The following is a 20,115-nucleotide window of genomic DNA, read 5'->3' on the forward strand; positions in this document are numbered from 1 at the left end:
CCGCGTCATCAATCAGCAGGTCGTATTCGATCAAGGTGTCGCAGGACAGGGCGGTCGCCAAGGGCACGTCGATCAAATGGATAAACGCGTGCGTGGAGAAACTCAGCGAACTGGGCGACGGGCATCGAGCCCAGGTCAGCACCTTCACGAGTACGCACAGCGACAGTCTGCATCTCGACTTCCCGATCTCCGATAACCAAGAGATAGGGAACCTTGAGCAAAGTATGCTCGCGGATTTTAAAGCCGATCTTTTCATTTCTCAAGTCAGACTTGGCACGAAATCCGCTTTCGTTGAGAGTTTTTTCAACTTCAGCGGCGAAATCAGCCTGCTTGTCAGTGATATTCATGATCACTGCCTGGGTCGGAGCCAGCCACGCAGGGAATGCACCCTCGTAGTGCTCGATCAGGATTCCGACGAATCGTTCGAAGGACCCCAGGATCGCCCGGTGCAGCATTACCGGGTGCTTGCGACTGTTGTCTTCGGAGACGTATTCGGCTCCCAGACGGACAGGCAGATTAAAATCGAGCTGAAGGGTACCACACTGCCAGACGCGTCCGAGGCAATCTTTCAGAGAGAATTCGATCTTCGGACCGTAGAAAGCACCTTCGCCCGGCTGCAAATCATACGGCAGGCCAGCGCTATCAAGGGCTGCAGCCAGCGCTGCTTCGGCGCGATCCCAAAGTTCGTCGGAACCGACGCGCTTTTCCGGACGAGTGGACAGCTTCATCTCAACGTCTTTAAAGCCGAAGTCGGCATAAACGTCCATGGTCAGCTTGATGAAAGCAGCGGATTCGGCCTGCATCTGCTCTTCGGTGCAGAAGATGTGAGCGTCATCCTGAGTGAATGCACGCACACGCATGATGCCGTGCAACGCACCCGATGGCTCGTTACGGTGGCAAGCACCGAATTCGGCCAAACGCATTGGCAACTCGCGATAGCTTTTCAGACCCTGATTGAACACTTGCACGTGGCAAGGGCAGTTCATTGGCTTGATCGCGTAGTCGCGGTTTTCCGACTGAGTGGTGAACATGTTGTCGGCGTAGTTGGCCCAGTGCCCGGATTTCTCCCACAGGCTGCGGTCAACGACTTGCGGAGTCTTGATCTCCAGATAGCCATTGTCGCGCTGAATCTTGCGCATGTACTGCTCGAGCACCTGGTACAGAGTCCAGCCGTTCGGGTGCCAGAACACCATGCCCGGCGACTCTTCCTGAGTGTGGAACAGGCCCAGACGCTTGCCGATCTTGCGGTGATCGCGCTTTTCAGCTTCTTCAATGCGCTGGATGTAAGCCGCCAGCTGCTTCTTGTCAGCCCACGCAGTACCGTAAACGCGCTGCAATTGCTCGTTTTTGGCATCACCACGCCAGTAGGCGCCGGACAACTTGGTCAACTTGAAGGATTTCAGGAAGCGTGTGTTCGGCACGTGCGGACCGCGGCACATGTCGACGTATTCTTCGTGATAGTACAGACCCATGGCCTGCTCGTTCGGCATGTCCTCGACCAGACGCAACTTGTAGTCTTCGCCACGGGCCTTGAACACTTCGATCACTTCGGCGCGCGGAGTGACTTTCTTGATCACGTCGTAATCTTTCTCGATCAGCTGCTGCATGCGCTGTTCGATCGCGGCCAGGTCGTCCGGGGTGAAAGGGCGTTCGAAGGCGATGTCGTAATAGAAGCCTTCATCGATGACCGGCCCGATGACCATTTTGGCGGTCGGGTACAGCTGCTTGACCGCGTGGCCAACCAGGTGGGCGCAAGAGTGGCGAATGATCTCCAGCCCCTCTTCATCCTTTGGCGTAATGATTTGCAGCGTGGAATCGCTGTCGATGATGTCGCTGGCGTCGACCAGCTTGCCATTGACCTTGCCGGCCACGGTGGCTTTGGCCAGGCCAGCACCAATGGATGCGGCGACCTCGGCTACGGAAACCGGGTGATCGAATGAACGTTGACTGCCGTCGGGAAGAGTAATAGTTGGCATGGCGCCTCCTCTCCTAGTGGTGACCCCTACCAAAGGTCACGTGGGTTGGGATGAGCCAGTACAAGATCCGCGATCCAGGCCATTCAATGATGAACGCCTGCCTTACAGCGGCAGGAGCCTTGCGGCCAACCGGAAACCGAACCAGAGTGACTGGGATTCAAATCAGGGTTATTCGTACCATTGCCGCTACGGGGACGAAAAGTCCTCCGGAGCTAGTAAAAGCGCGAGCGGAGAATCCTAGCACAGATGAACGGTCATCGACGCTCAAGGTCTCTTACCGTGAAGATTTCCGCGCTTTTGCGGTGCAAAGTGAACTTGAGATATACGCTCAGCCTCGAATAGGCTGAGAATTGCCACAGAATAATCGACCCGAAGGAGTTCCACTCATGCGCGTTATCCGTCTTTTAGTCCTAGCCGCCCCATTGGCCATGCTGTTGCCGCTGAGCGCACAAGCTGCCTGGCCAGCCGGTGAGAAAGCCCAGTACATGGAGGACTGCACAATGGCTGCCAGTAAAAGCGTGAATCCGGCCGAAGCTCAGAAGCATTGCGCATGCGGCGCCGATGTTTTGGAAAAGAAATTCACGACGCAAGAGATAGCGCAACTGATGGACAAGAACACGCCACCTAACGGGGAGTTGGGCCAGCGTGCGCTGAAAGAAATCTCGGTGTGCAGAGTCCAGAAATAACGTTTTTTTGAGTGATCCGAAGGAAAAAAATAGCCAAAAAGCGGCTGAATTACATTATTTACGCAGCTTTTACGGCTTTTTTTAATGACCCTTTCTACGGCGCAAGCCCGCCTAATCCGGGGCTTTCAGCCATGAGGGGTTGCGAAAAATACGCAATGTGAGTGCAAACATCCCCTCCGGGGGGCTCCCAAACTGAACATTTCGACTATGATAGTCCCGTGTGCCCAGTTGGCCTGAGCAGCACAGCACTACTGAAAATATATGTTTCTTGGAGATACACCATGTCTAATCGCCAAACCGGCACCGTTAAATGGTTCAACGATGAAAAAGGCTTCGGCTTCATCACTCCTCAAGGTGGCGGTGACGACCTGTTCGTACACTTCAAAGCTATCGAAAGCGACGGTTTCAAAAGCCTGAAAGAAGGCCAGACCGTTTCCTTCGTGGCTGAGAAAGGCCAAAAGGGTATGCAAGCTGCACAAGTCCGCCCAGAGTAAGTTTCTGGCGCACTAAAAAAACCCCGTCCATGTGACGGGGTTTTTTATGGACGAAACAAAAGCCCGAAGCGATCAGCCGCAGTTGACGCGGATGATCACGTGGCTCGCATCGGTATTCAGGTTCAGGCGATCGGAGCGGTATTCCAGCGTCACCATGTCGTTAGGTGACAGGAAGCGTGCATTCTGCGCACCGGCACGCGTACGCGCCTGCTCCAGAAGTTCTGGCGAAGCCGCTTTGCCGATGGCGAATTCGGCTGCCTTTGCCTCACAACGGCTGTGGCCAGTGTCAGTCGTCGCTACAGGGTCTGGCGCCGATTCCGAAGACGTACTGCTGCAACCAGCCAGCAGTGTGAAGGCGAACAAAGTACCCAATGACGCGAACTTCCAAGGCATGAAGCCTCCTTTTTTCCAATAGTTAAGCAGAGACCTTGCGACCGCCAATCCGGCGTTTGGTTTCAGGGTGAATGCCATCACCCTGCCCCTCAATCCGCACAAGCGCCGATTTTGCCTGAGCATCGCCCAGCCGTTCATCACTCAATCGTGACTGAATATGAACAACACTCAATAGACGTCGATGTAATCGTAAGGCGGATTTGGCCAGTTCTCTTTCAATGCATTAAAAATCTGCATCACCCAGACTTCGTCGCTTGCGGCGACCAATCCCACATAACCGGAACCCTTGGCCCAGGTCTCCAGACGGAACAGCAGCCCGCCGATGTCCGTACCGCCAACGACGCCCGACGAAATGTAGGCGATGCCGGCCTTGGTCACCCGCAATTGCGTGTGTTCATCGTCGCTAGCGCAGGCCAGCAACTGACGCACAGCCGCGACAGACAAGCCGTCAGGGGAATTCAAATCGATCTGCACAGCGTGATCCTAGAAAATCCATCGAAGACCAAGTGTCGCATAGCCCTCCCCTCATGCCTAAGTCGGAGTGCCAAACGCCACGCAAAATGGTTAACTCGACACTCAGACTTTCCCGACTTCACGAGCGCCCTCATGACCACCGTAAGCATCGACGCCAACATTACAGTCAAGTGGCCCCAGGGCCACAGCTCTTACAGCCCGGGCACGCCGGAAGAGCTGGCAATCATTGGTATCGATTTATTGGTGAAAGCACTGGGAAAAGAGGCTGCCCAGTCATTTATCAAGCAGGTATTCGAGAAGTACCCGGCCGACCACGCAGATGCGGTGGAAACCGAGAGAGCGTAGACACCCGCAGGCTGGCACCTGCGGGTGTAAGACTTACTTCAAACGCGCCAGACGCTGAGTCAGCAGGTCGAAGAAGCCCTGAGCGTCGCCGTTTTCAACCCAGAAGGCGTTCTTCGGGGCCTTCAGGCCGTCATACCAATCGACGATGGTTTGACCAAACGTCGGGCCTTCGCGGCTATCAACCACTACGTTGACCGAACGACCGGTAAACAGCTCCGGTTTGAGCAGGTAAGCGATGACGGTCGCGTCATGCACCGGGCCACCCGGAATGCCGTAGTGCTCCATGTCGCCCTTGACGTATTCATTGAGAATATCGCCCACGATTTTGCTGGCCTTGTTGTTGATCGCCGCAATTTGCTTCAGGCGCGCATCGCTGGTGAGGATTTTATGGGTCACGTCCAGCGGCAGGTAGGTCAACTTCACACCGCTTTTCAACACCACTTCCGCAGCCTGCGGGTCGGCGAACAGATTGAACTCGGCCACCGGCGTAATGTTGCCGCCATTGAAATGCGCGCCGCCCATGATCACCACTTCCTTGATGCCCTGGACAATCTCGGGCTCCTGGATCAGCGCCAGCGCCAGGTTGGTCTGTGGACCGAGCATGGCAATGGTGATGCTGTGGGGCTTGGCGGTTTTCAACGTGTCGATCAGATAATCGACCGCATTGCCCTTGGCCAGGCCTTTAGCGGGTTCATGCACGGTAACGCCTGACAAACCTTCCTTGCCATGTATGTTCTCGGCGTAGATCGGCGTGCGCATCAACGGTCTTGGTGCACCCGCATAAACCGGTACCTCCTCGCGGCCTGCCCATTCGCGCGCCAGACGTGCGTTACGCGACGTCTTGTCCAGACGCACGTTGCCAGCCACCGTGGTCAGCGCACGAATGTTCAGTTCTTCCGGCGAAGCCAGGGCGAACAGCAAAGCGACCACGTCGTCGGCACCCGGATCGGTGTCGATGATCAAGTCGATCTTTTCCGCCGCCTGGGCGCTTGTTGCGGTAATCAGGGACAAAAGCAGCAGACTCCGAAGCAGGTGGTGCAATTTCTGAGCATAGCGGTGCATAGCGCACTCCTTGTGCGTGGGGAAACAAATAGGTGTAAAACGCGTTAGAACGTCACTCCCGACACCAGCACGATGTTGCAGTACGGCGCGCATTCGCCGGTACGCACAATCGCCCGGGCCTGTTGGCTGAGCACTTTGAATTGGTCATGGCTGAGCAGTTCACGCTGACCCAACGCGCCGTCGGCACTCAGCTCGTCCAGCACACTCAGGGCCGGTGGTTGTTTGTCGAGAATTTCCTGGGCCAACACATGGCTTTCGACCTGCATTTCGCTGAGCACAACCTTCAACGTGCTGACGAAATCCGGAATGCCTTGGGTCAGGGCCAGGTCGATCAGTTCGACGCCCTTCGGCACAGGCAGGCCGGCGTCGCCGATCACCACCATGTCGCCATGACCCAGGGACGCGATCAGCCGCGATAGCGCGATGTTCAGCAGCGGTGTTTTTTTCATGATGTTTTAAAGGCCTGTACGTCGGACAAGGTAGGAATTGAGGGCTGCGCGCCCGCTCGGGTCACCGACAATGCAGCGGCGACCTGGCCGAAACGGATCGCTTCGGCTTCGCTTTTTCCGCTTGCGAGCGCGGCGGCAAACCCACCGACGAACGTGTCTCCCGCCGCCGTGGTATCGACAGCCTTCACTTTCGGTGCGGGGAAGTGCTCAACGCGCGAGCCGTCGGCAAACAGTGACCCTTGAGCACCGAGGGTGACGATGACCTTGCCAGCGCCGAGCGCGATCAATCGGCTGGCGGCTGTTTCGGCGCTGGCCAGAGAGTCCACGGGGAGACCGCTCAGGGCCGAGGCTTCACTTTCGTTGGGAATCAGATAATCAATGGACGCGTACCAATCCGTCGGTAACGCGCGACTGGCCGGTGCCGGATTGAGGATCACGGTCTTGCCCAGTTCGCGACCGCGCTTGAGCGCATGGCCGACCGTGGCATCGGGTACTTCCAACTGACAGATGATCACGTCTGCCGCCTGCAACACCGCATCGAACTGATCGATCACCTGTGGCGTCAGCGCACCGTTGGCCCCGGCAACGATCACGATTGCGTTCTGACTGTTGTCATCGACCACGATCAAGGCCACACCGCTGGAATCCTCGACGGTGCTGACAGCCTGACAGTCAATCTGCTCAACCAGCAACGCGTTGCGCAATTCGTCGCCATAGGCATCGTTGCCCACGCAGCCGACCATTGACACCTGCGCACCCAGCCTCGCCGCAGCAACCGCCTGATTGGCACCCTTGCCACCGGAGACAGTGGTAAACGACTGGCCGATCAGTGTTTCACCGCCACGGGGCAGCCGGGGTGCCCGGGTTACCAGGTCCATGTTCAGACTGCCTATTACCACTACTTTTGCTGGCATACATTGCTACTCATTAATTCGGTTTCAGCGGTGCTTTCAGTTTCAGCGGTCTTTCAATTTCAGTGGTGTCAACGGAACTGGGCGAACACTCCGGCCAGCGGCGCCGTCGACTCTCGCAGGACGATACTCGGGGTCACAATCCGCTGGTCCGTCGGCATAGCCGGCGTCGCAATCCGTCGCAACAGGACTTCGGCCGCCATCTCCCCCAGCTGCAGGATCGACTGGCCGACGGTGGTCAGCGCCGGGTACACGTAACGGCTCATCTGAATGTCGTCAAAGCCAATCACCGACAGTTCGGTCGGCACGCGGATATTGCGTTCGGCGGCGGCTCGCAATACGCCGATGCCGATCATGTCGTTGCCAGCAAAAATTGCGCTGGGCGCATTCTTTTCCAGCAAAATCGCGGCGGCGTTGTAGCCGCCGGTGCTGGTGAAGTCACTTTCCAGCATGCGTTCGCTCGACACCGCAATGCCCGCCTCTTGCAACGCGCGACAAAATCCGGCCAGGCGCATCTGCGCCACACTGGTACTGGCCGGGCCGCCGATGGTGGCGATGTCCTGATGCCCCAGTTCCAACAGATGTCGAGTGGCCAGATAGGCGCCGTATTCGTGGTCGATGCGCACCAGGTCGGCATTCACACCGTCCAGTCCACGGTCGACGATGACCATTGGCGTGCGCACACCTGCCAAGCCCTCCGCCAACCCCGCATCGCCACCCGCCGACGCCACGATCAGCCCGTCGATGCGCTTTTCAAGCAGCACGCGAAGGTAACTGCGCTGTTTCTCCGGGTTGTCGTCGGAGTTGCAGAGAATCACGCAATAGCAATTGCGCTCACAGTAATCCTCGATGCCGCGCGCCAGTTCGGCGAAGTACGGGTTCAGGCTGTTGGGCACCAGCAAACCAATAGTCGCCGTGGTTTTGGCCTTCAGCGACCGCGCCACGGCGCTGGGTACGTAGTCGAGGGTTTTGATGGCTGCCTCGACCTTGACCCGCACTTCTTCACTGACCGGCCGCGTCTTGTTCACCACATGGGACACGGTGGTATAGGAAATCCCCGCCAGCGCGGCCACATCCTTGATCGTTGCCATGACTCAGTTCCGCCGGCTTGCGCGCTGACTGCGATAAGTGTCCAGCACCACGGCGATCACAATCACCGCGCCGGTAATGATGCGTTTGGTCGGCTCAGTGGCGCCAATCTGCGCCAGACCCGCCGCCAACACCGAAATAATCAACACGCCGAAAAAGGTACTGATAACCGAACCGCGACCACCCATCAGGCTGGTGCCGCCGATCACCACTGCCGCAATCACTTGCAGCTCCAGACCGGAACCAGCGTTCGGGTCTGCGGCTTCCAGACGGGAAATCTGAAACAACGCGGCAATACCCGCCAATAACCCCATCAGGCTGAACACCAGAATCTTGTAGGGTTTTGGGTTGATCCCGGCCAGCCGCACCGCTTCTTCGTTAGTGCCGATCCCGATCAGGTAACGACCGAACACCGTACGCGTCAGCACCGCCTGGGCAACGATGATGATCACAAACGCAATGATGAACGACGGCGAAATACCAAAGGCAATCGGGTTGGACAACCAGGCGAAGGCGTCGCCGATATAAGCCGTGCGCGAGCCGGTCATCTGGTACGCCAAGCCACGGGCCATTTCCAGCACGCCGAGGGACACGATGAACGACGGAATTCGCCACGCCACGGTGATCGAACCGGTGACGGTCCCGGCCAATGCCGCCACCGCCATGCCGAGCAAAGCGGCGGGCAAGACACTCCAGCCCCAGCCGAGAATCGCGACGCTGACCGCCGATGCCGCGAGCGCCAGAACCGAACCCACCGACAGGTCGATGCCGCCGATGATCAGCACGAACGTCATGCCAACCGCCAGCACCATCAGATCGGGAATCTGGTTGGCCAGGGTGCTGAAAGTGTCATACGACAGGAAATGGCTGCTCAGGACCGAGAACAGCGCGACCATCGCCAGCAAGGCACCGGCCAGGCCCAGATAGGTGCCCAGGCCGTAAAAATTGCCACTACGTTTGCCGGCAGAAGATGCAGTTTTCATGGAAGATCCCTTGGCGCTGCTTCATTGAGCAACGCATCACGTTTTTGGTAGCCGGCAAAAGCGGCGGCAAGCAATTCATCCTGGGTCCAGCTGTCGCGCTCAAAGGTGTCAATCAGGCGTCCGGCCGACAACACGCCGATGCGGTCGCAAATCAACATCAACTCACGCAAGTCACTGGACACCACCACCAACGCCTTGCCCTGCCGGGTCAGTTCACCGAGCAGCGCATAGATGTCGAATTTGGCGCCGACGTCGATGCCACGCGTCGGTTCATCGAACAACATCACCGAACAGTCGCGCTCCAGCCACCGGCCAATCACGACTTTCTGCTGGTTGCCGCCGGACAGTTCGGACACCAACTGCGTCGGGCTGGAACTGCGAATGCGCATGGCATCGATCTGGCGCTTGGCCAGTGACGTTTCATCACCGTTGTTAACAATGCCACCGCTGGAAATCACCGGCATATTGCCCAAGGCAATGTTGGCGCTGATCGATTGGGTCAGCAGCAAACCTTCGCCCTTGCGGTCTTCGGTGATCAGCGCGATACCGTGACCGACCGCGTCCGCCGGGGAACGAATGCTGACGACCTGCGCAGGCGAGCCCAACGCGACGGTGCCGCTGTCGGCGATGTCGGCGCCGAAAATCAGCCGCAGCAGTTCAGTGCGCCCTGCCCCGATCAACCCGGAAATCCCGTAGATTTCCCCGGCGCGCACCTCAAAGGAGACATCGCGCACCTTGTCGGAACGGGTCAGGCCCTTGACCGTCAAGGCCGGGGCGCCAATGTGGCGCGGGCCCATGTCCATGTGCTCGCCCAGCTCGCGGCCGACCATCAATGTGACAAGTTGCTCGCTGTTGTAATTGGCCATCGGCTCGACACAGACCAGGGTGCCATCGCGCAGCACCGCGATGCGCTGCGCAACCCGGGCCAGCTCTTCAAGCCGATGGGAAATGTAGATGATCGACACGCCGCGCGCCTGCAAGCGAGTGATCTGCTCGAACAGCATTTCGACTTCGCGCGCAGTGAGCATCGCGGTCGGCTCGTCGAGGATCAGCACATGGCAGTCGCCAATCAGGTTGCGGGCGATCTCGACCATTTGCTGGTGGCCGATGCCGAGTTCGCCGACCAGTGTGTCCGGGTCAATCGCATCGAGCCCGACCTGAGCCATGGCTTCGATCGCCGCTTTGCGCAGCTGCTTGCGGCTGATCCAGCCACCGTTGCTGGGCAGGTTATCGAGAAACAGGTTTTCCGCCACCGAGAGGGTCGGCAACAGATTTAGCTCTTGCATCACCATGCGGATGCCGAGGTTTTCAGCCTGAGTGCGGCTGCCGGGACGGTAATCCTGCCCCTGGAACTGCATCTGGCCAGTCGTCGGGGTGACGAGGCCACCGATGATTTTCGACAGCGTGCTTTTACCCGCGCCGTTCTCGCCGGTCAGCGCCAGCACTTCACCGCGCATCAGCGTCAGGTCGATGCCAGACAAAACCGGTTGGGCGTAGGTCTTACCGATGCCGCTGACCGAGAGGACAGCGTTCGGGGCGGAAACTGACATAAAACTCTCCATGCGCTCGCCCGGACGGGCGAGCACCATTGTGTCGCCAGAAGGATTACTTGGTGACCAGCTCTACCGGCGTTTCGATCACGCCATTGGTGCCGCTGTCGACCTTTTCGCCCTTGATGATCTTCAGCGCAGTCTCGATGCCGAACACCGCTTGCTTGGCGGCAAACTGGTCAGCGGTTGCCAGGACCCGGCCATCTTTCAACATCGGCTTGATCGCATTGATGTTGTCGTAGCCGACCACGAACACCTTGCCAGCCTTGCCCGCGGCACGGACCGCGGAAACGGCACCGACGGCCATGCTGTCGTTACCGGCCAGCAGGGCTTTGACGTCCGGGTATTCGCTGAGGATCGAGGCGGCAACCTTGTTGCCCTTGTCGATTTCCCAGTCGCCGGATTGCAACGACACAACCTTGATCTGCGCCGCTTCCATCGCATCCTTGAAGCCTGCTGTGCGCTGCTGGGCGTTGGTAGTGGTGGACACGCCTTCGATGATGCCGACCTCATCACCGGCCTTCAGTTGCTTGGCCAGGTATTCACCTACCAGACGCGCGCCTTTGCGGTTATCCGGGCCTACGAACGGCACGCTGATGTTTTTGCTTTTGACCACGGCCGGATCGAGCTGGTTATCGATGTTGATCACGGTAATACCGGCATCGATGGCCTTTTTGATCACCGGCACCATGGCTTTGGAGTCAGCCGGCGCAATCACCAACGCATTGACCTTGGCCAAAATCATTTGCTCGACGATACGGGTCTGGCCGGCGGTGTCGGTCTCGTCCTTGATGCCGTTGGAGATCAGGTCGAAATCGGCGGAGTGTTCTTTCTGGTAAGCCTTGGCGCCGTCTTCCATCGTCAGGAAGAATTCGTTGGCCAAGGATTTCATGACCAACGCGACTTTAGGTTTTTCAGGTGTCTCGGCGAAAGCCGATGAGAGAGGCAGCGCGGCGGATGCGGCGGATGCGGCGGATGCGGCGGCCAGCATGGCGACAGCAAGAAGACGTCCAGCGAATGGCAGCTTCATGGGTTCACTCCGATCTTATGATTATTGTGAGCAACGCTAGCGCTGGCTTGAGCTTGAGAGCGTCCACCGACGTATCAAGCCATGGGGAACAGCGCGCAAACGTTTGCGAGACCGAACTATGCGAACCCTGCCGAGATTTGTCAACGACCTGTTTTGAGTTTCAGCGAGCCATACACAACCCCGCTCAGATCATGCGGTCGTGCTTACGAGCGCCCCGGCACCGGAATCTTTGGCCAGTTCTCTGACCAGATTTCCCGTCACTTGCGCGAGCGCTCCGTTAGTGTCGGCAATCTGCCCTTCAATTGTCATGACGACTGCGGCTTTGGCATCCGGCGTCGGATAAGAAGCGGCTTGGGCTGCCGCCAATTGCTGCTGTTGCTCGCGCAGTTGTTGTTGCAGTTCCTGCATGCGCTTGAGCAACACCTGCACCGCGATGCTTTGGCTGCTTTTGCTTTCGGATTTGCTGTCACTCGCAGCCGCGCCGCCGGTTCTGACCTGGCTTTCATCTTTAGCAATTGGCTGCGTCGAGGCGTCGGCGCTCGCGTCGCTCAAGGCGTTGATCGTAGCCGTGGACTTGCCACCGATGGTGATTGCGGCGGCATTGGGAAAACCGACAGAGAAAGCCATGTGAACTCCAGAAAAGAAAAATCCCTTGAAGAGGCATCGACCTGAGTGTGGGTTTCTTTAGCGCTGACCAAAACCACCGACAGCAAAGCTCTGCAATGGATGTTATGGGAATACTGATTCGCCCTCGCCCGACCTGCTTTGGTCGGGCGCTTGCTCTATCACTCGGCAGCCTTGGCGAGTGATAGATTCAACCTTCCAAATTTCGACAAAAATATTTCCTTCTTCCTACACCAAACTGAAAAAAGTGCTGTCAGAGGATTTTCTTGAATTTTAAGCAGTTGCGAAAATGCCTACAGTTAAATACTGTATGCACGTACAGCTTAATAAGGATAACTCCGTGGCCAACACCTCTGCCTCTCCTGACGCCTATGCACGCATGGGTATGCGCGTTCAAAAAATCATCAATTCCCCCACCGCGCAGAAAGCCAAAGCCGCGCTGATCTTTCGTCTGCCGGACGAACCGATGGATGAGTGGGAGCAATTGCTCGAAGAGATCGACGAGAACGACAACGTCACCCTCGCTTATCGCGACGATGGTGGCGTGCAGATTTTTTGGGTTGTGCCAAAGGAAGATTGAGTCAATGAGTGTCCGCTGGTTTGCTTTGCTGTTTCTGTTCATCACTGTCGGCGCCCAGGCTGCTGCCCCTCGCACCTTCAACGAAGCGAAGAAAGTCGCCTGGAAGTTGTATGCGCCGCAATCCACCGAATTCTATTGCGGCTGTAAATATTCGGGCAACAAGGTCAACCTCGCAGCCTGTGGGTATGTGCCGCGCAAGAACGCCAAACGCGCATCGCGCATTGAGTGGGAACACATTGTTCCGGCCTGGCAGATCGGCCATCAACGGCAATGCTGGCAAGCAGGCGGACGCAAGAACTGCACTCGCTACGATCCGGTTTATCAGAAGGCCGAAGCCGATCTGCACAACCTGGTGCCGAGCATTGGTGAAGTGAACGGCGACCGCAATAACTTCAGTTTTGGTTGGCTGCCAGTGCAGACCGGGCAATATGGTTCGTGCTTGACCCAGGTAGATTTCAAGGCCAAGAAGGTCATGCCTCGCCCTTCGATTCGCGGCATGATTGCGCGGACTTATTTCTACATGAGCAAGCAGTACGGCTTGAGTATTTCGAAACAGGACCGCCAGTTGTACGAAGCCTGGAACAAGACTTATCCGGTTGAAGCCTGGGAGCGCCAGCGCAATCAGAGCGTGGCGTGTGTGATGGGGCGTGGTAACGAGTTTGTCGGGCCGGTGGACCTGAAATCCTGCGGATGATCGCGCCACACAGCAAAACCAAAAGGCCTCAAGTGTAAAACTTGAGGCCTTTTGCGTTGCTACCCGCCGACTTTGTTGGAGCGCCAGTAGCCCATCAGATTCAGCGATTCCCGAGCGATGCCACGCTCTTTGATCAAATGCTTGCGCAGACTCATGACCGCTGCGGTTTCCCCGGCGATCCAGCCGTAAAAACCATCAGCGCAAGCCTCGGACGTTTCCCAGAGAATATCCTCATCGACATTGACGTCGGCCAACCGCACTGCTTTTTGATCCAGCGAAGCAGGTATTGCCAGATCGGCCCGGCGAACAGCTTCAACCATTTGCGAACCGGCCGCCATCTGACCCCGGATCAGCCAGTGCACCGACAGACCAGGCCATTCAGGTACCGGCAACACATCGTCAATACAATCCACTTCGAAAAACGCCTGAGTCATCGGCGGGGCGGACAAGGCTTCCAGTTCGTCCAGAATACCTAACGCTGCGGGCAATGCCGTGGCATCGGCAACCAACAAAAGATGCCGAAGCTTCTGCGGCGGTTTCCATTCAAAACCGCCCGTGTCCTGCGCTGAAAACTGACGATCCGGCGCAACGATCTGGATTGGCTCGCCGACCACCGCATGGATTGCCCAGCGGGAGGCAGGACCGGTTTCGCCGTGCAATACGAAATCGATGTCGACTTCGCCCTGCTCTGCCCGCAGATGCCGAATGGTGTAAGTGCGCATCGCCGGGCGCTGGGTAACTGGCATCGAGCGAAAGCGTGCATACCAGCCTTCATCATGGGTCAGCCTCGCGGGCGCCCCATCTTCTGCGGGGAAGAACAATTTCACGCGTTGATCCGGCGCCCAGGATGCCATCTCACTGACCATCGGGCCGGCCAGTGTCACGCGCATCAGATGTGGACTCAGGTTTTTTTTGTGTTGAAGGACTGCATCGAACAGTTTGTAAGGGGTGGCGGAGGCCATGTGGAACTCCTTCAGGGAATCGACAGTGACTGCATGGTAAAACGAGTCAATGTGGATCCCCTTTAAGGCGCACCGACGAATAGCTCCTGTGATGTGGCTTGTTACTGTGCGAGGGGATGCTCAACGATCAGCAATTGAATGTTCTGTTTTTTAGCCCGAGTGAGCGCCGCGTCCACTTCTGCCTGTTTGGCCTCGGCTTCAGCCTTCGAATTGAACGGGCCAAGCAGAATGCGCGGTTTGCCATTCGCCATGACAACGTTGGAAACGAAACTGTGCTCGATCAACCAGCCGCTAAGGTCACTGACTGCCTGAGTTGTTTCACCTTTGACTTCGAGATCCCATTGCGGGCCGGTTGTCGCTTCTGCGGCGGCGTTAACGACTGCCGGTTTTGGCTTTTGAACGTCGACGCCCTTCCCTTCACCGCACCCAGTCAACGCCAATACCGCGATTACCAAGACCATTTTGCGCACAGCGTTTTCCTCGGAATGCCTAAAGCGGCGATTTTAACATTCATGAATACTTCCGGAGTGCCGCAAAATGGGCACAAAACAACGAGAATGATGGTTCCGGCCTCTGTATAGTTACGCCTTGGGAATTAATGCAGCATCTGCGCGTCAGAAAGAGGCACCCAAACCGTGAGACTTCGCACTAATCTATACATACCACCGACCTCTGCACTGTCTGAATCAGGTGCCCTACAAAGCAATCAAGGAGAAGACCATGCTGATACTCACCCGCAAAGTCGGTGAAAGCATAAACATCGGTGACGACATTACGATCACCATTCTGGGCGTTAGCGGCCAGCAAGTCCGAATCGGCATCAATGCCCCGAAAGACGTCGCAGTGCACCGCGAAGAGATCTACCAACGCATTCAGGCGGGCCTGACCGCTCCAGACAAGCCACAAACTCCCTGAATCCTGTTGCAGTCAGTAGCCAGCCCGTTCACTTTTCGAACAACGGCTGGCTAAAGATTCAAGCGCCGCATCCCCTGCCGTTTATTTGCATTCCCTGCCCAGCCAAAACGTGAACCGATACTAACGTCATGCCTTATGGCGTGGCTGTCAGACGTTTCGGTTTTGTCCCGAGGAATAGCGCGATCATGCCTAACTAGGCAAACGTCACGCCGCGCGCCATGCCCGTAGCCGCCACGATCATCAGCAACACCAGCAGCGCTTCCGTATGACTGATACGAGCGAACATTTTCGATCGGCCGGCATTGATCACCGCACCACGGCTCAATGCGATTCGCCATTTGATCAGCGTGATCATCGGCGCAAGCTCAAGCAGCAGGATGAGCACGAAGAGGGTCATCTTCAAATGGAACAGTGGCTGATGCAGGTAGTAGTCGGTGCCTTTTTCGTAACCGCCAAAAGCGCGCATCCCCCCGGTGATCAGCAGAATGACCGCAGAGATTCCCCACAGATTGTCCGCCAGCAATACCTGGCGAGCCTGCCCTGTTCCGGCGGCCAGACGACTGAATGCAGTGCCCCGGGTCAAAACTGCCCAGAACGCCACTGCCAAGGCCAGCAAGTGAACCGCCGCAAGAAACCAATGAACCAGCATCGACAGACTCCCGTCAGACAGAGATTGGGTGTGGCCTGTCAGTAGTAGCCTAAAACGCCGGGGTTTGCCTGATTGGGCAGGCGTTGGTGAAAAGCTCAAGCTGCCCCATTTGACGATCGAACGATCCAAGGCAAATTTCAGGCAAAAAAAAGCCCAAGCAGCTGATGGAAGCTTGGACCTTAAAAATGCATAAACCGTGGTGGTGAACGCGAAGCAATCTTACCTAAAACCGACACTTGTAACAATATGTTTTTGCGGACCATTCAGTTAATAAATTTTCTAAGTGATTAAATATCCGCACTATTTTTGTGGTTCTTGCACTGCGAACTTGATGCTCAGAGCAGTCGTATTTATCTGGATCGAATTACTTTCGTATAGGCGAGCATGTCACCAAGCCGCTTGCGCGAACCGAAGAAGATGTAGATCCAGTCGAGGGTGGCGGGCGCCGAATTGGCGTCGTGAGGTGGAGTTTTGCAAATCGCAGAAAGCAAAAAGGGGTCACCGTTTCCGGTGACCCCTCTAGACCGCCCAGCAGAGCGGATTTTGTTTGGTAGGCGCGATTGGACTCGAACCAACGACCCCCACCATGTCAAGGTGGTGCTCTAACCAACTGAGCTACGTGCCTGCTGTGAGGCGGCATTCTACGGAATTCCGGAGGGGTGTCAACATCTTTTTTCGAGCTAACTCTATGAATATGCGAAATATTTAATTTGGCGGTGACGGCGAAGAATTTCCGGGTGGCTGGCGGTCGTTTTTTAACTGGGGTAGGATCGGCGCACTCGTAAAATATATTAAACAGAGGCTGCAGGATGGCGAACACCCCCTACCCAGAGTCTTATTACGCCGCATCGGCCAACGCGGTACCGCCGCGCCCGGCCTTGCAGGACGAAGTCGAGACGGATGTCTGTGTGATCGGCGCCGGTTATACCGGCCTGTCCTCTGCGCTGTTTTTGCTGGAGAACGGTTTTAAGGTGACAGTGCTGGAAGCCGCCAAAGTCGGTTTCGGTGCCTCGGGCCGTAACGGTGGTCAGATCGTTAACAGTTATAGCCGCGACATCGATGTAATCGAGCGCAGTGTCGGCCCACTGCAGGCGCAGTTGCTGGGGCAGATGGCGTTCGAGGGCGGGCGAATCATTCGTGAGCGGGTGGCCAAATATAATATCCAGTGCGACTTGAAGGACGGTGGCGTGTTCGCCGCGATCACCGCCAAGCAGATGGGGCATCTGGAGTCGCAGAAGCGTCTGTGGGAACGGTTCGGTCACACGCAGCTTGAGCTGTTGGATCAAACGCGCATCCGTGAAGTGGTGGATTGCGATCAGTATGTCGGCGGCATGCTCGACATGAGCGGCGGGCACATTCATCCGCTGAATCTGGCGCTGGGCGAAGCGGCAGCGGTCGAGTCGCTGGGTGGCACTATTTATGAGCAATCGCCAGCAGTGCGCATCGAGCGCGGTGCGAACCCGGTGGTGCACACGCCGCAGGGCAAGGTCAGGGCCAAATTCATTATCGTTGCCGGCAATGCCTACCTCGGCAATCTGGTGCCGGAGCTGGCCGCCAAATCGATGCCGTGCGGCACTCAAGTGATCACTACCGAGCCGTTGGGCGATGAATTGGCCAAGCGTCTGTTGCCGCAGGATTACTGCGTCGAAGACTGCAATTACTTGCTCGACTATTACCGCCTGACCGGTGACAAGCGCCTGGTATTCGGCGGCGGTGTGGTTTATGGCGCGCGGGACCCGGCGAACATCGAGGCGATCATTCGGCCGAAGATGCTCAAGGCCTTCCCGCAGCTCAAGGACGTGAAGATTGATTACGCCTGGACTGGCAATTTCCTGCTGACTCTATCGCGCCTGCCCCAGGTCGGACGCTTGGGCGACAACATCTACTATTCCCAGGGTTGCAGCGGTCACGGCGTAACGTACACGCATCTCGCAGGCAAAGTGCTGGCCGAAGCGTTACGCGGTCAGGCTGAACGTTTCGACGCGTTCGCCGACCTGCCGCACTACCCGTTTCCCGGCGGACAACTGCTGCGGACGCCGTTCGCCGCGCTGGGCGCGTGGTATTACGGGCTACGAGACAAGTTCGGGTACTGAGCGACACTGCAATCCGTGGGAGCACAACCTGCCGGCGAAAGCGTTCTTGAAATCGCCATCGCGAGCAAGCCCGCTCCCACATTTGGTTTTGTGTTGGCTATCAGCTTGGAAAATCGGCACCTTCGCTGACACTGGCCCAATCCTCGAAATCCTTGCGCAGCGCTTCAATCTTGCCGCGTCCGCCGGATAACGCCGCTTTGCCCAGCAGCAGGCGTAACGGTGGATTCTCGGCCTCGACCGCGTTGACGATGGCCACCGCCGCCCGCACCGGATCACCCGGCTGATTGCCGCTGTAACCACGGATCATCTCCATACGCTTGCCCGCGGTCTCCCGGTAATCGTCGATGGTCTGGCTCGCTTCGTTCGCGGAACGCCCGGCCCAATCGGTGCGGAAACCACTCGGCTCGACGATCAACACCTTGATGCCCAACGGCCCGACTTCCTGCGCCAGCGATTCGGACATGCCTTCTACCGCAAACTTGGTCGCGTGGTAGAAACTCACGGCCGGAAACGCCACGATCCCGCCCACCGAAGAAATATTCACCACCGTGCCGCTGCGCTGCTGGCGCATCCCCGGCAGCACCGCACGGGTCATCTGCGCCAGGCCCCAAACGTTGATTTCCATCATCTTGCGAACTTCATCCAGATCGCTCTCTTCGAACGAACCGAAGTAACCGACGCCCGCGTTGTTGACCAACACATCAATGCGACCGAAGCGCGCCTGGGCGGCTTCTACGGCGGCGTCAATCTGTGCCGGATCGGTGACATCCAGTTTCAACACCAGCGCATGGTCTTCGTGGCCTTTGACGATGTCTTCGACCTGCGCCGGGTTGCGCGCGGTGACCACGGTCGGATAACCCAGGCTGAGCGTGTGCAAGGCCAGTTGACGGCCGAAACCTGTTGAACAGCCGGTGATGAACCAGACCGGTTTTGCTGTCGATGCAGTCATGCGGACTTCCTCCAGGCGCTGTCCACGGGTGCGAACAATGCGATGGAGTATGGACACGCCACGGAAGCTTCGGTGCGATTAAAGATTTTTTAAGGGAAAGCCGAAAAAACGGCACAGAGACAACACTAATTCCTGTGGGGCCGGGCTTGCTCGCGAAGGCGTCGTGTCAGCCGAGTCAGATGCTCATGACACACCGCCTTCGCGAGCAAACCCGCCCCCACAGGGGATTGGTGTTTACAGTCGATCCCGCGCGATGCCGCTGCGAATCCGCAGGATGTCGGCGAGCACGGCGAGGGCGATTTCCGCCGGCGTCTTGCTGCCCAGGTTCAAGCCGATCGGGGCGTGAATTCTTGCGAGTTCAACGTCGCCCAAACCACCAATCCTGCGCAACCGCTCAAAGCGCTTTTGCGACGTCTGCATCGACCCCATCACGCCGATGTAAAACGCCTCGGTGCGCACCGCTTCCATCATCGCCAGATCGTCAATGCGTGGATCGTGGGTCAACGCCACCACGGCCGTGTCGCTGTGGCAGCCGCCATCGGCGATGAACACCGACGGCAGTTGACGACGAATCTCGACGTTTTCCAGCACCACGCCTTCCAGCACTTCGTCGCGCGGATCACAGAGGATCACCTCGAACCCCAAGCCGACCGCAAATTCGGCGCAGGCGTGAGCGACGCTGGAATAGCCTGCCAGCAGCAAGCGCTGGGCCGCGCCGACGCGCACACGCACTCGATCGATCTCGCGGTCGATGCGCGCGCCCTGCTCGCGGTCAGCGAACAGGCTGCGTGCACCGCTGGCCAGATCGACTTCGCGGATCAGCCGGCGCTGGCCCAACAGCGCCGACTCCAGTTCGCGCAGATGCGCTTGAACCTCGCAGTCCGACTCAAGTTTCTCGACCAGCACATCGAGCACGCCGCCACAGGGCAGGCTGACGCGTGAACGCGGATCATCGCCTTCGCCATAGCGAACCAAGCAGACTGGATCAACGAACACACCCTCGGCGACGCGCTCGAGAAAGTCTTCCTCGACGCAACCGCCGGACAGCGAGCCGATCCATTGGCCGTCCGTATTGACCGCCAACAGTGAGCCCGGCGCGCGCGGCGCCGAACCATACGTGGCGAGCACCGTACACAGCCAAAGGCACTGGCCAGCCGTCGACCATTCCAGCGCCCGGCGCACGACTTGCAGATCGAGATGCTGCATG

Annotated in this window: 23 protein-coding genes and 1 tRNA gene; 7 read left to right on the forward strand and 17 right to left on the reverse strand. The window is 57.7% G+C overall.

Annotated elements, in window-relative coordinates:
* Positions 1–8: 8 nt before the first annotated feature.
* The gene (gene thrS, locus ACQKP4_RS19360; protein ID WP_427635248.1) at positions 9–1,976 is read right to left on the reverse strand and encodes a threonine--tRNA ligase; all 1,968 of its coding nucleotides are present in this window, start codon (positions 1,974–1,976) and stop codon (positions 9–11) included.
* Positions 1,977–2,362: 386 nt separating this feature from the next.
* On the opposite strand from thrS, the gene ACQKP4_RS19365 reads away from it, so the two are divergent.
* Entirely contained in the window at positions 2,363–2,662 is a 300-nt protein-coding gene (locus tag ACQKP4_RS19365) for a hypothetical protein (RefSeq protein ID WP_427635249.1), read from the forward strand.
* Between the two features lie 281 nt (positions 2,663–2,943).
* Positions 2,944–3,156, forward strand: a complete 213-nt coding sequence (locus tag ACQKP4_RS19370; RefSeq protein ID WP_003179963.1) for a cold-shock protein — start codon at positions 2,944–2,946, stop codon at positions 3,154–3,156.
* Between the two features lie 72 nt (positions 3,157–3,228).
* Here ACQKP4_RS19370 and ACQKP4_RS19375 read toward each other — a convergent pair whose 3' ends face one another.
* Together ACQKP4_RS19375 and ACQKP4_RS19380 are read right to left on the reverse strand one after the other, a co-directional pair.
* Positions 3,229–3,549, reverse strand: coding sequence for an I78 family peptidase inhibitor (locus ACQKP4_RS19375; protein ID WP_427635275.1), 321 nt, complete (start codon positions 3,547–3,549; stop codon positions 3,229–3,231).
* A gap of 168 nt (positions 3,550–3,717) precedes the next feature.
* Complete coding sequence (locus ACQKP4_RS19380; protein ID WP_427635250.1) at positions 3,718–4,023, reverse strand: hypothetical protein; 306 nt, start codon at positions 4,021–4,023, stop codon at positions 3,718–3,720.
* Between the two features lie 132 nt (positions 4,024–4,155).
* On the opposite strand from ACQKP4_RS19380, the gene ACQKP4_RS19385 reads away from it, so the two are divergent.
* Positions 4,156–4,368, forward strand: a complete 213-nt coding sequence (locus ACQKP4_RS19385) for a hypothetical protein (RefSeq protein ID WP_427635251.1) — start codon at positions 4,156–4,158, stop codon at positions 4,366–4,368.
* Between the two features lie 33 nt (positions 4,369–4,401).
* Here ACQKP4_RS19385 and ACQKP4_RS19390 read toward each other — a convergent pair whose 3' ends face one another.
* The 8 genes from ACQKP4_RS19390 to ACQKP4_RS19425 form a co-directional block, all read right to left on the reverse strand.
* Complete coding sequence (locus ACQKP4_RS19390; protein WP_427635252.1) at positions 4,402–5,430, reverse strand: nucleoside hydrolase; 1,029 nt, start codon at positions 5,428–5,430, stop codon at positions 4,402–4,404.
* A 44-nt stretch (positions 5,431–5,474) separates the two neighbouring features.
* Positions 5,475–5,879, reverse strand: coding sequence for a D-ribose pyranase (gene rbsD, locus ACQKP4_RS19395; protein WP_427635253.1), 405 nt, complete (start codon positions 5,877–5,879; stop codon positions 5,475–5,477).
* Entirely contained in the window at positions 5,876–6,793 is a 918-nt protein-coding gene (gene rbsK, locus ACQKP4_RS19400; RefSeq protein WP_427635254.1) for a ribokinase, read from the reverse strand. The genes rbsD and rbsK overlap by 4 nt, the downstream gene beginning before the upstream one ends.
* A gap of 68 nt (positions 6,794–6,861) precedes the next feature.
* Positions 6,862–7,881, reverse strand: a complete 1,020-nt coding sequence (locus tag ACQKP4_RS19405) for a LacI family DNA-binding transcriptional regulator (RefSeq protein ID WP_427635255.1) — start codon at positions 7,879–7,881, stop codon at positions 6,862–6,864.
* Positions 7,882–7,884: 3 nt separating this feature from the next.
* Positions 7,885–8,862, reverse strand: a complete 978-nt coding sequence (locus ACQKP4_RS19410; protein WP_427635256.1) for an ABC transporter permease — start codon at positions 8,860–8,862, stop codon at positions 7,885–7,887.
* Positions 8,859–10,412 (reverse strand): sugar ABC transporter ATP-binding protein, encoded by a 1,554-nt coding sequence (locus ACQKP4_RS19415; RefSeq protein ID WP_427635257.1) that lies wholly within the window; start codon positions 10,410–10,412, stop codon positions 8,859–8,861. The genes ACQKP4_RS19410 and ACQKP4_RS19415 overlap by 4 nt, the downstream gene beginning before the upstream one ends.
* Before the next feature lie 55 nt (positions 10,413–10,467).
* Positions 10,468–11,442 carry a sugar ABC transporter substrate-binding protein gene (locus tag ACQKP4_RS19420; protein WP_427635258.1) on the reverse strand — a complete coding sequence of 325 codons (975 nt, stop codon included), beginning with the start codon at positions 11,440–11,442 and terminating at the stop codon, positions 10,468–10,470.
* Between the two features lie 189 nt (positions 11,443–11,631).
* Positions 11,632–12,069 carry a hypothetical protein gene (locus ACQKP4_RS19425; RefSeq protein ID WP_427635259.1) on the reverse strand — a complete coding sequence of 146 codons (438 nt, stop codon included), beginning with the start codon at positions 12,067–12,069 and terminating at the stop codon, positions 11,632–11,634.
* A 286-nt stretch (positions 12,070–12,355) separates the two neighbouring features.
* On the opposite strand from ACQKP4_RS19425, the gene ACQKP4_RS19430 reads away from it, so the two are divergent.
* A complete protein-coding gene (locus tag ACQKP4_RS19430; protein WP_427635260.1) occupies positions 12,356–12,646 on the forward strand; it encodes a DUF1654 domain-containing protein in 291 nt (96 codons plus the stop codon).
* Between the two features lie 4 nt (positions 12,647–12,650).
* The gene (locus ACQKP4_RS19435) at positions 12,651–13,340 is read left to right on the forward strand and encodes an endonuclease (RefSeq protein WP_427635261.1); all 690 of its coding nucleotides are present in this window, start codon (positions 12,651–12,653) and stop codon (positions 13,338–13,340) included.
* Positions 13,341–13,399: 59 nt separating this feature from the next.
* Here the strand turns inward: ACQKP4_RS19435 and ACQKP4_RS19440 are convergent, their stop codons facing one another.
* Together ACQKP4_RS19440 and ACQKP4_RS19445 are read right to left on the reverse strand one after the other, a co-directional pair.
* Positions 13,400–14,302 (reverse strand): siderophore-interacting protein, encoded by a 903-nt coding sequence (locus ACQKP4_RS19440; protein WP_427635262.1) that lies wholly within the window; start codon positions 14,300–14,302, stop codon positions 13,400–13,402.
* 101 nt (positions 14,303–14,403) lie between these two features.
* On the reverse strand, positions 14,404–14,772 hold the full coding sequence (locus ACQKP4_RS19445; RefSeq protein WP_427635263.1) for an SPOR domain-containing protein: 369 nt from the start codon (positions 14,770–14,772) through the stop codon (positions 14,404–14,406).
* 250 nt (positions 14,773–15,022) lie between these two features.
* Between ACQKP4_RS19445 and csrA the strand changes: the two genes are divergently transcribed.
* Positions 15,023–15,217 (forward strand): carbon storage regulator CsrA, encoded by a 195-nt coding sequence (gene csrA / locus ACQKP4_RS19450; protein ID WP_007938114.1) that lies wholly within the window; start codon positions 15,023–15,025, stop codon positions 15,215–15,217.
* Positions 15,218–15,410: 193 nt separating this feature from the next.
* Here csrA and ACQKP4_RS19455 read toward each other — a convergent pair whose 3' ends face one another.
* Both ACQKP4_RS19455 and ACQKP4_RS19460 read right to left on the reverse strand, forming a co-directional pair.
* Positions 15,411–15,866 (reverse strand): DUF2214 family protein, encoded by a 456-nt coding sequence (locus tag ACQKP4_RS19455; protein ID WP_427635276.1) that lies wholly within the window; start codon positions 15,864–15,866, stop codon positions 15,411–15,413.
* Positions 15,867–16,414: 548 nt separating this feature from the next.
* A tRNA-Val gene (locus ACQKP4_RS19460) sits at positions 16,415–16,491 on the reverse strand.
* A gap of 184 nt (positions 16,492–16,675) precedes the next feature.
* On the opposite strand from ACQKP4_RS19460, the gene ACQKP4_RS19465 reads away from it, so the two are divergent.
* Positions 16,676–17,959: an NAD(P)/FAD-dependent oxidoreductase gene (locus tag ACQKP4_RS19465; protein WP_427635264.1), complete on the forward strand. Its 1,284-nt coding sequence runs from the start codon at positions 16,676–16,678 to the stop codon at positions 17,957–17,959.
* 100 nt (positions 17,960–18,059) lie between these two features.
* On the opposite strand, the gene ACQKP4_RS19470 is transcribed toward ACQKP4_RS19465, so the two are convergent.
* Together ACQKP4_RS19470 and ACQKP4_RS19475 are read right to left on the reverse strand one after the other, a co-directional pair.
* A complete protein-coding gene (locus ACQKP4_RS19470; RefSeq protein WP_427635265.1) occupies positions 18,060–18,908 on the reverse strand; it encodes an oxidoreductase in 849 nt (282 codons plus the stop codon).
* A 234-nt stretch (positions 18,909–19,142) separates the two neighbouring features.
* Positions 19,143–20,114: an XdhC family protein gene (locus ACQKP4_RS19475; protein ID WP_427635266.1), complete on the reverse strand. Its 972-nt coding sequence runs from the start codon at positions 20,112–20,114 to the stop codon at positions 19,143–19,145.
* Position 20,115 lies beyond the last annotated feature (1 nt).

It is taken from the genome of Pseudomonas sp. NPDC086278 (assembly GCF_050280905.1).
Lineage (GTDB): Bacteria > Pseudomonadota > Gammaproteobacteria > Pseudomonadales > Pseudomonadaceae > Aquipseudomonas.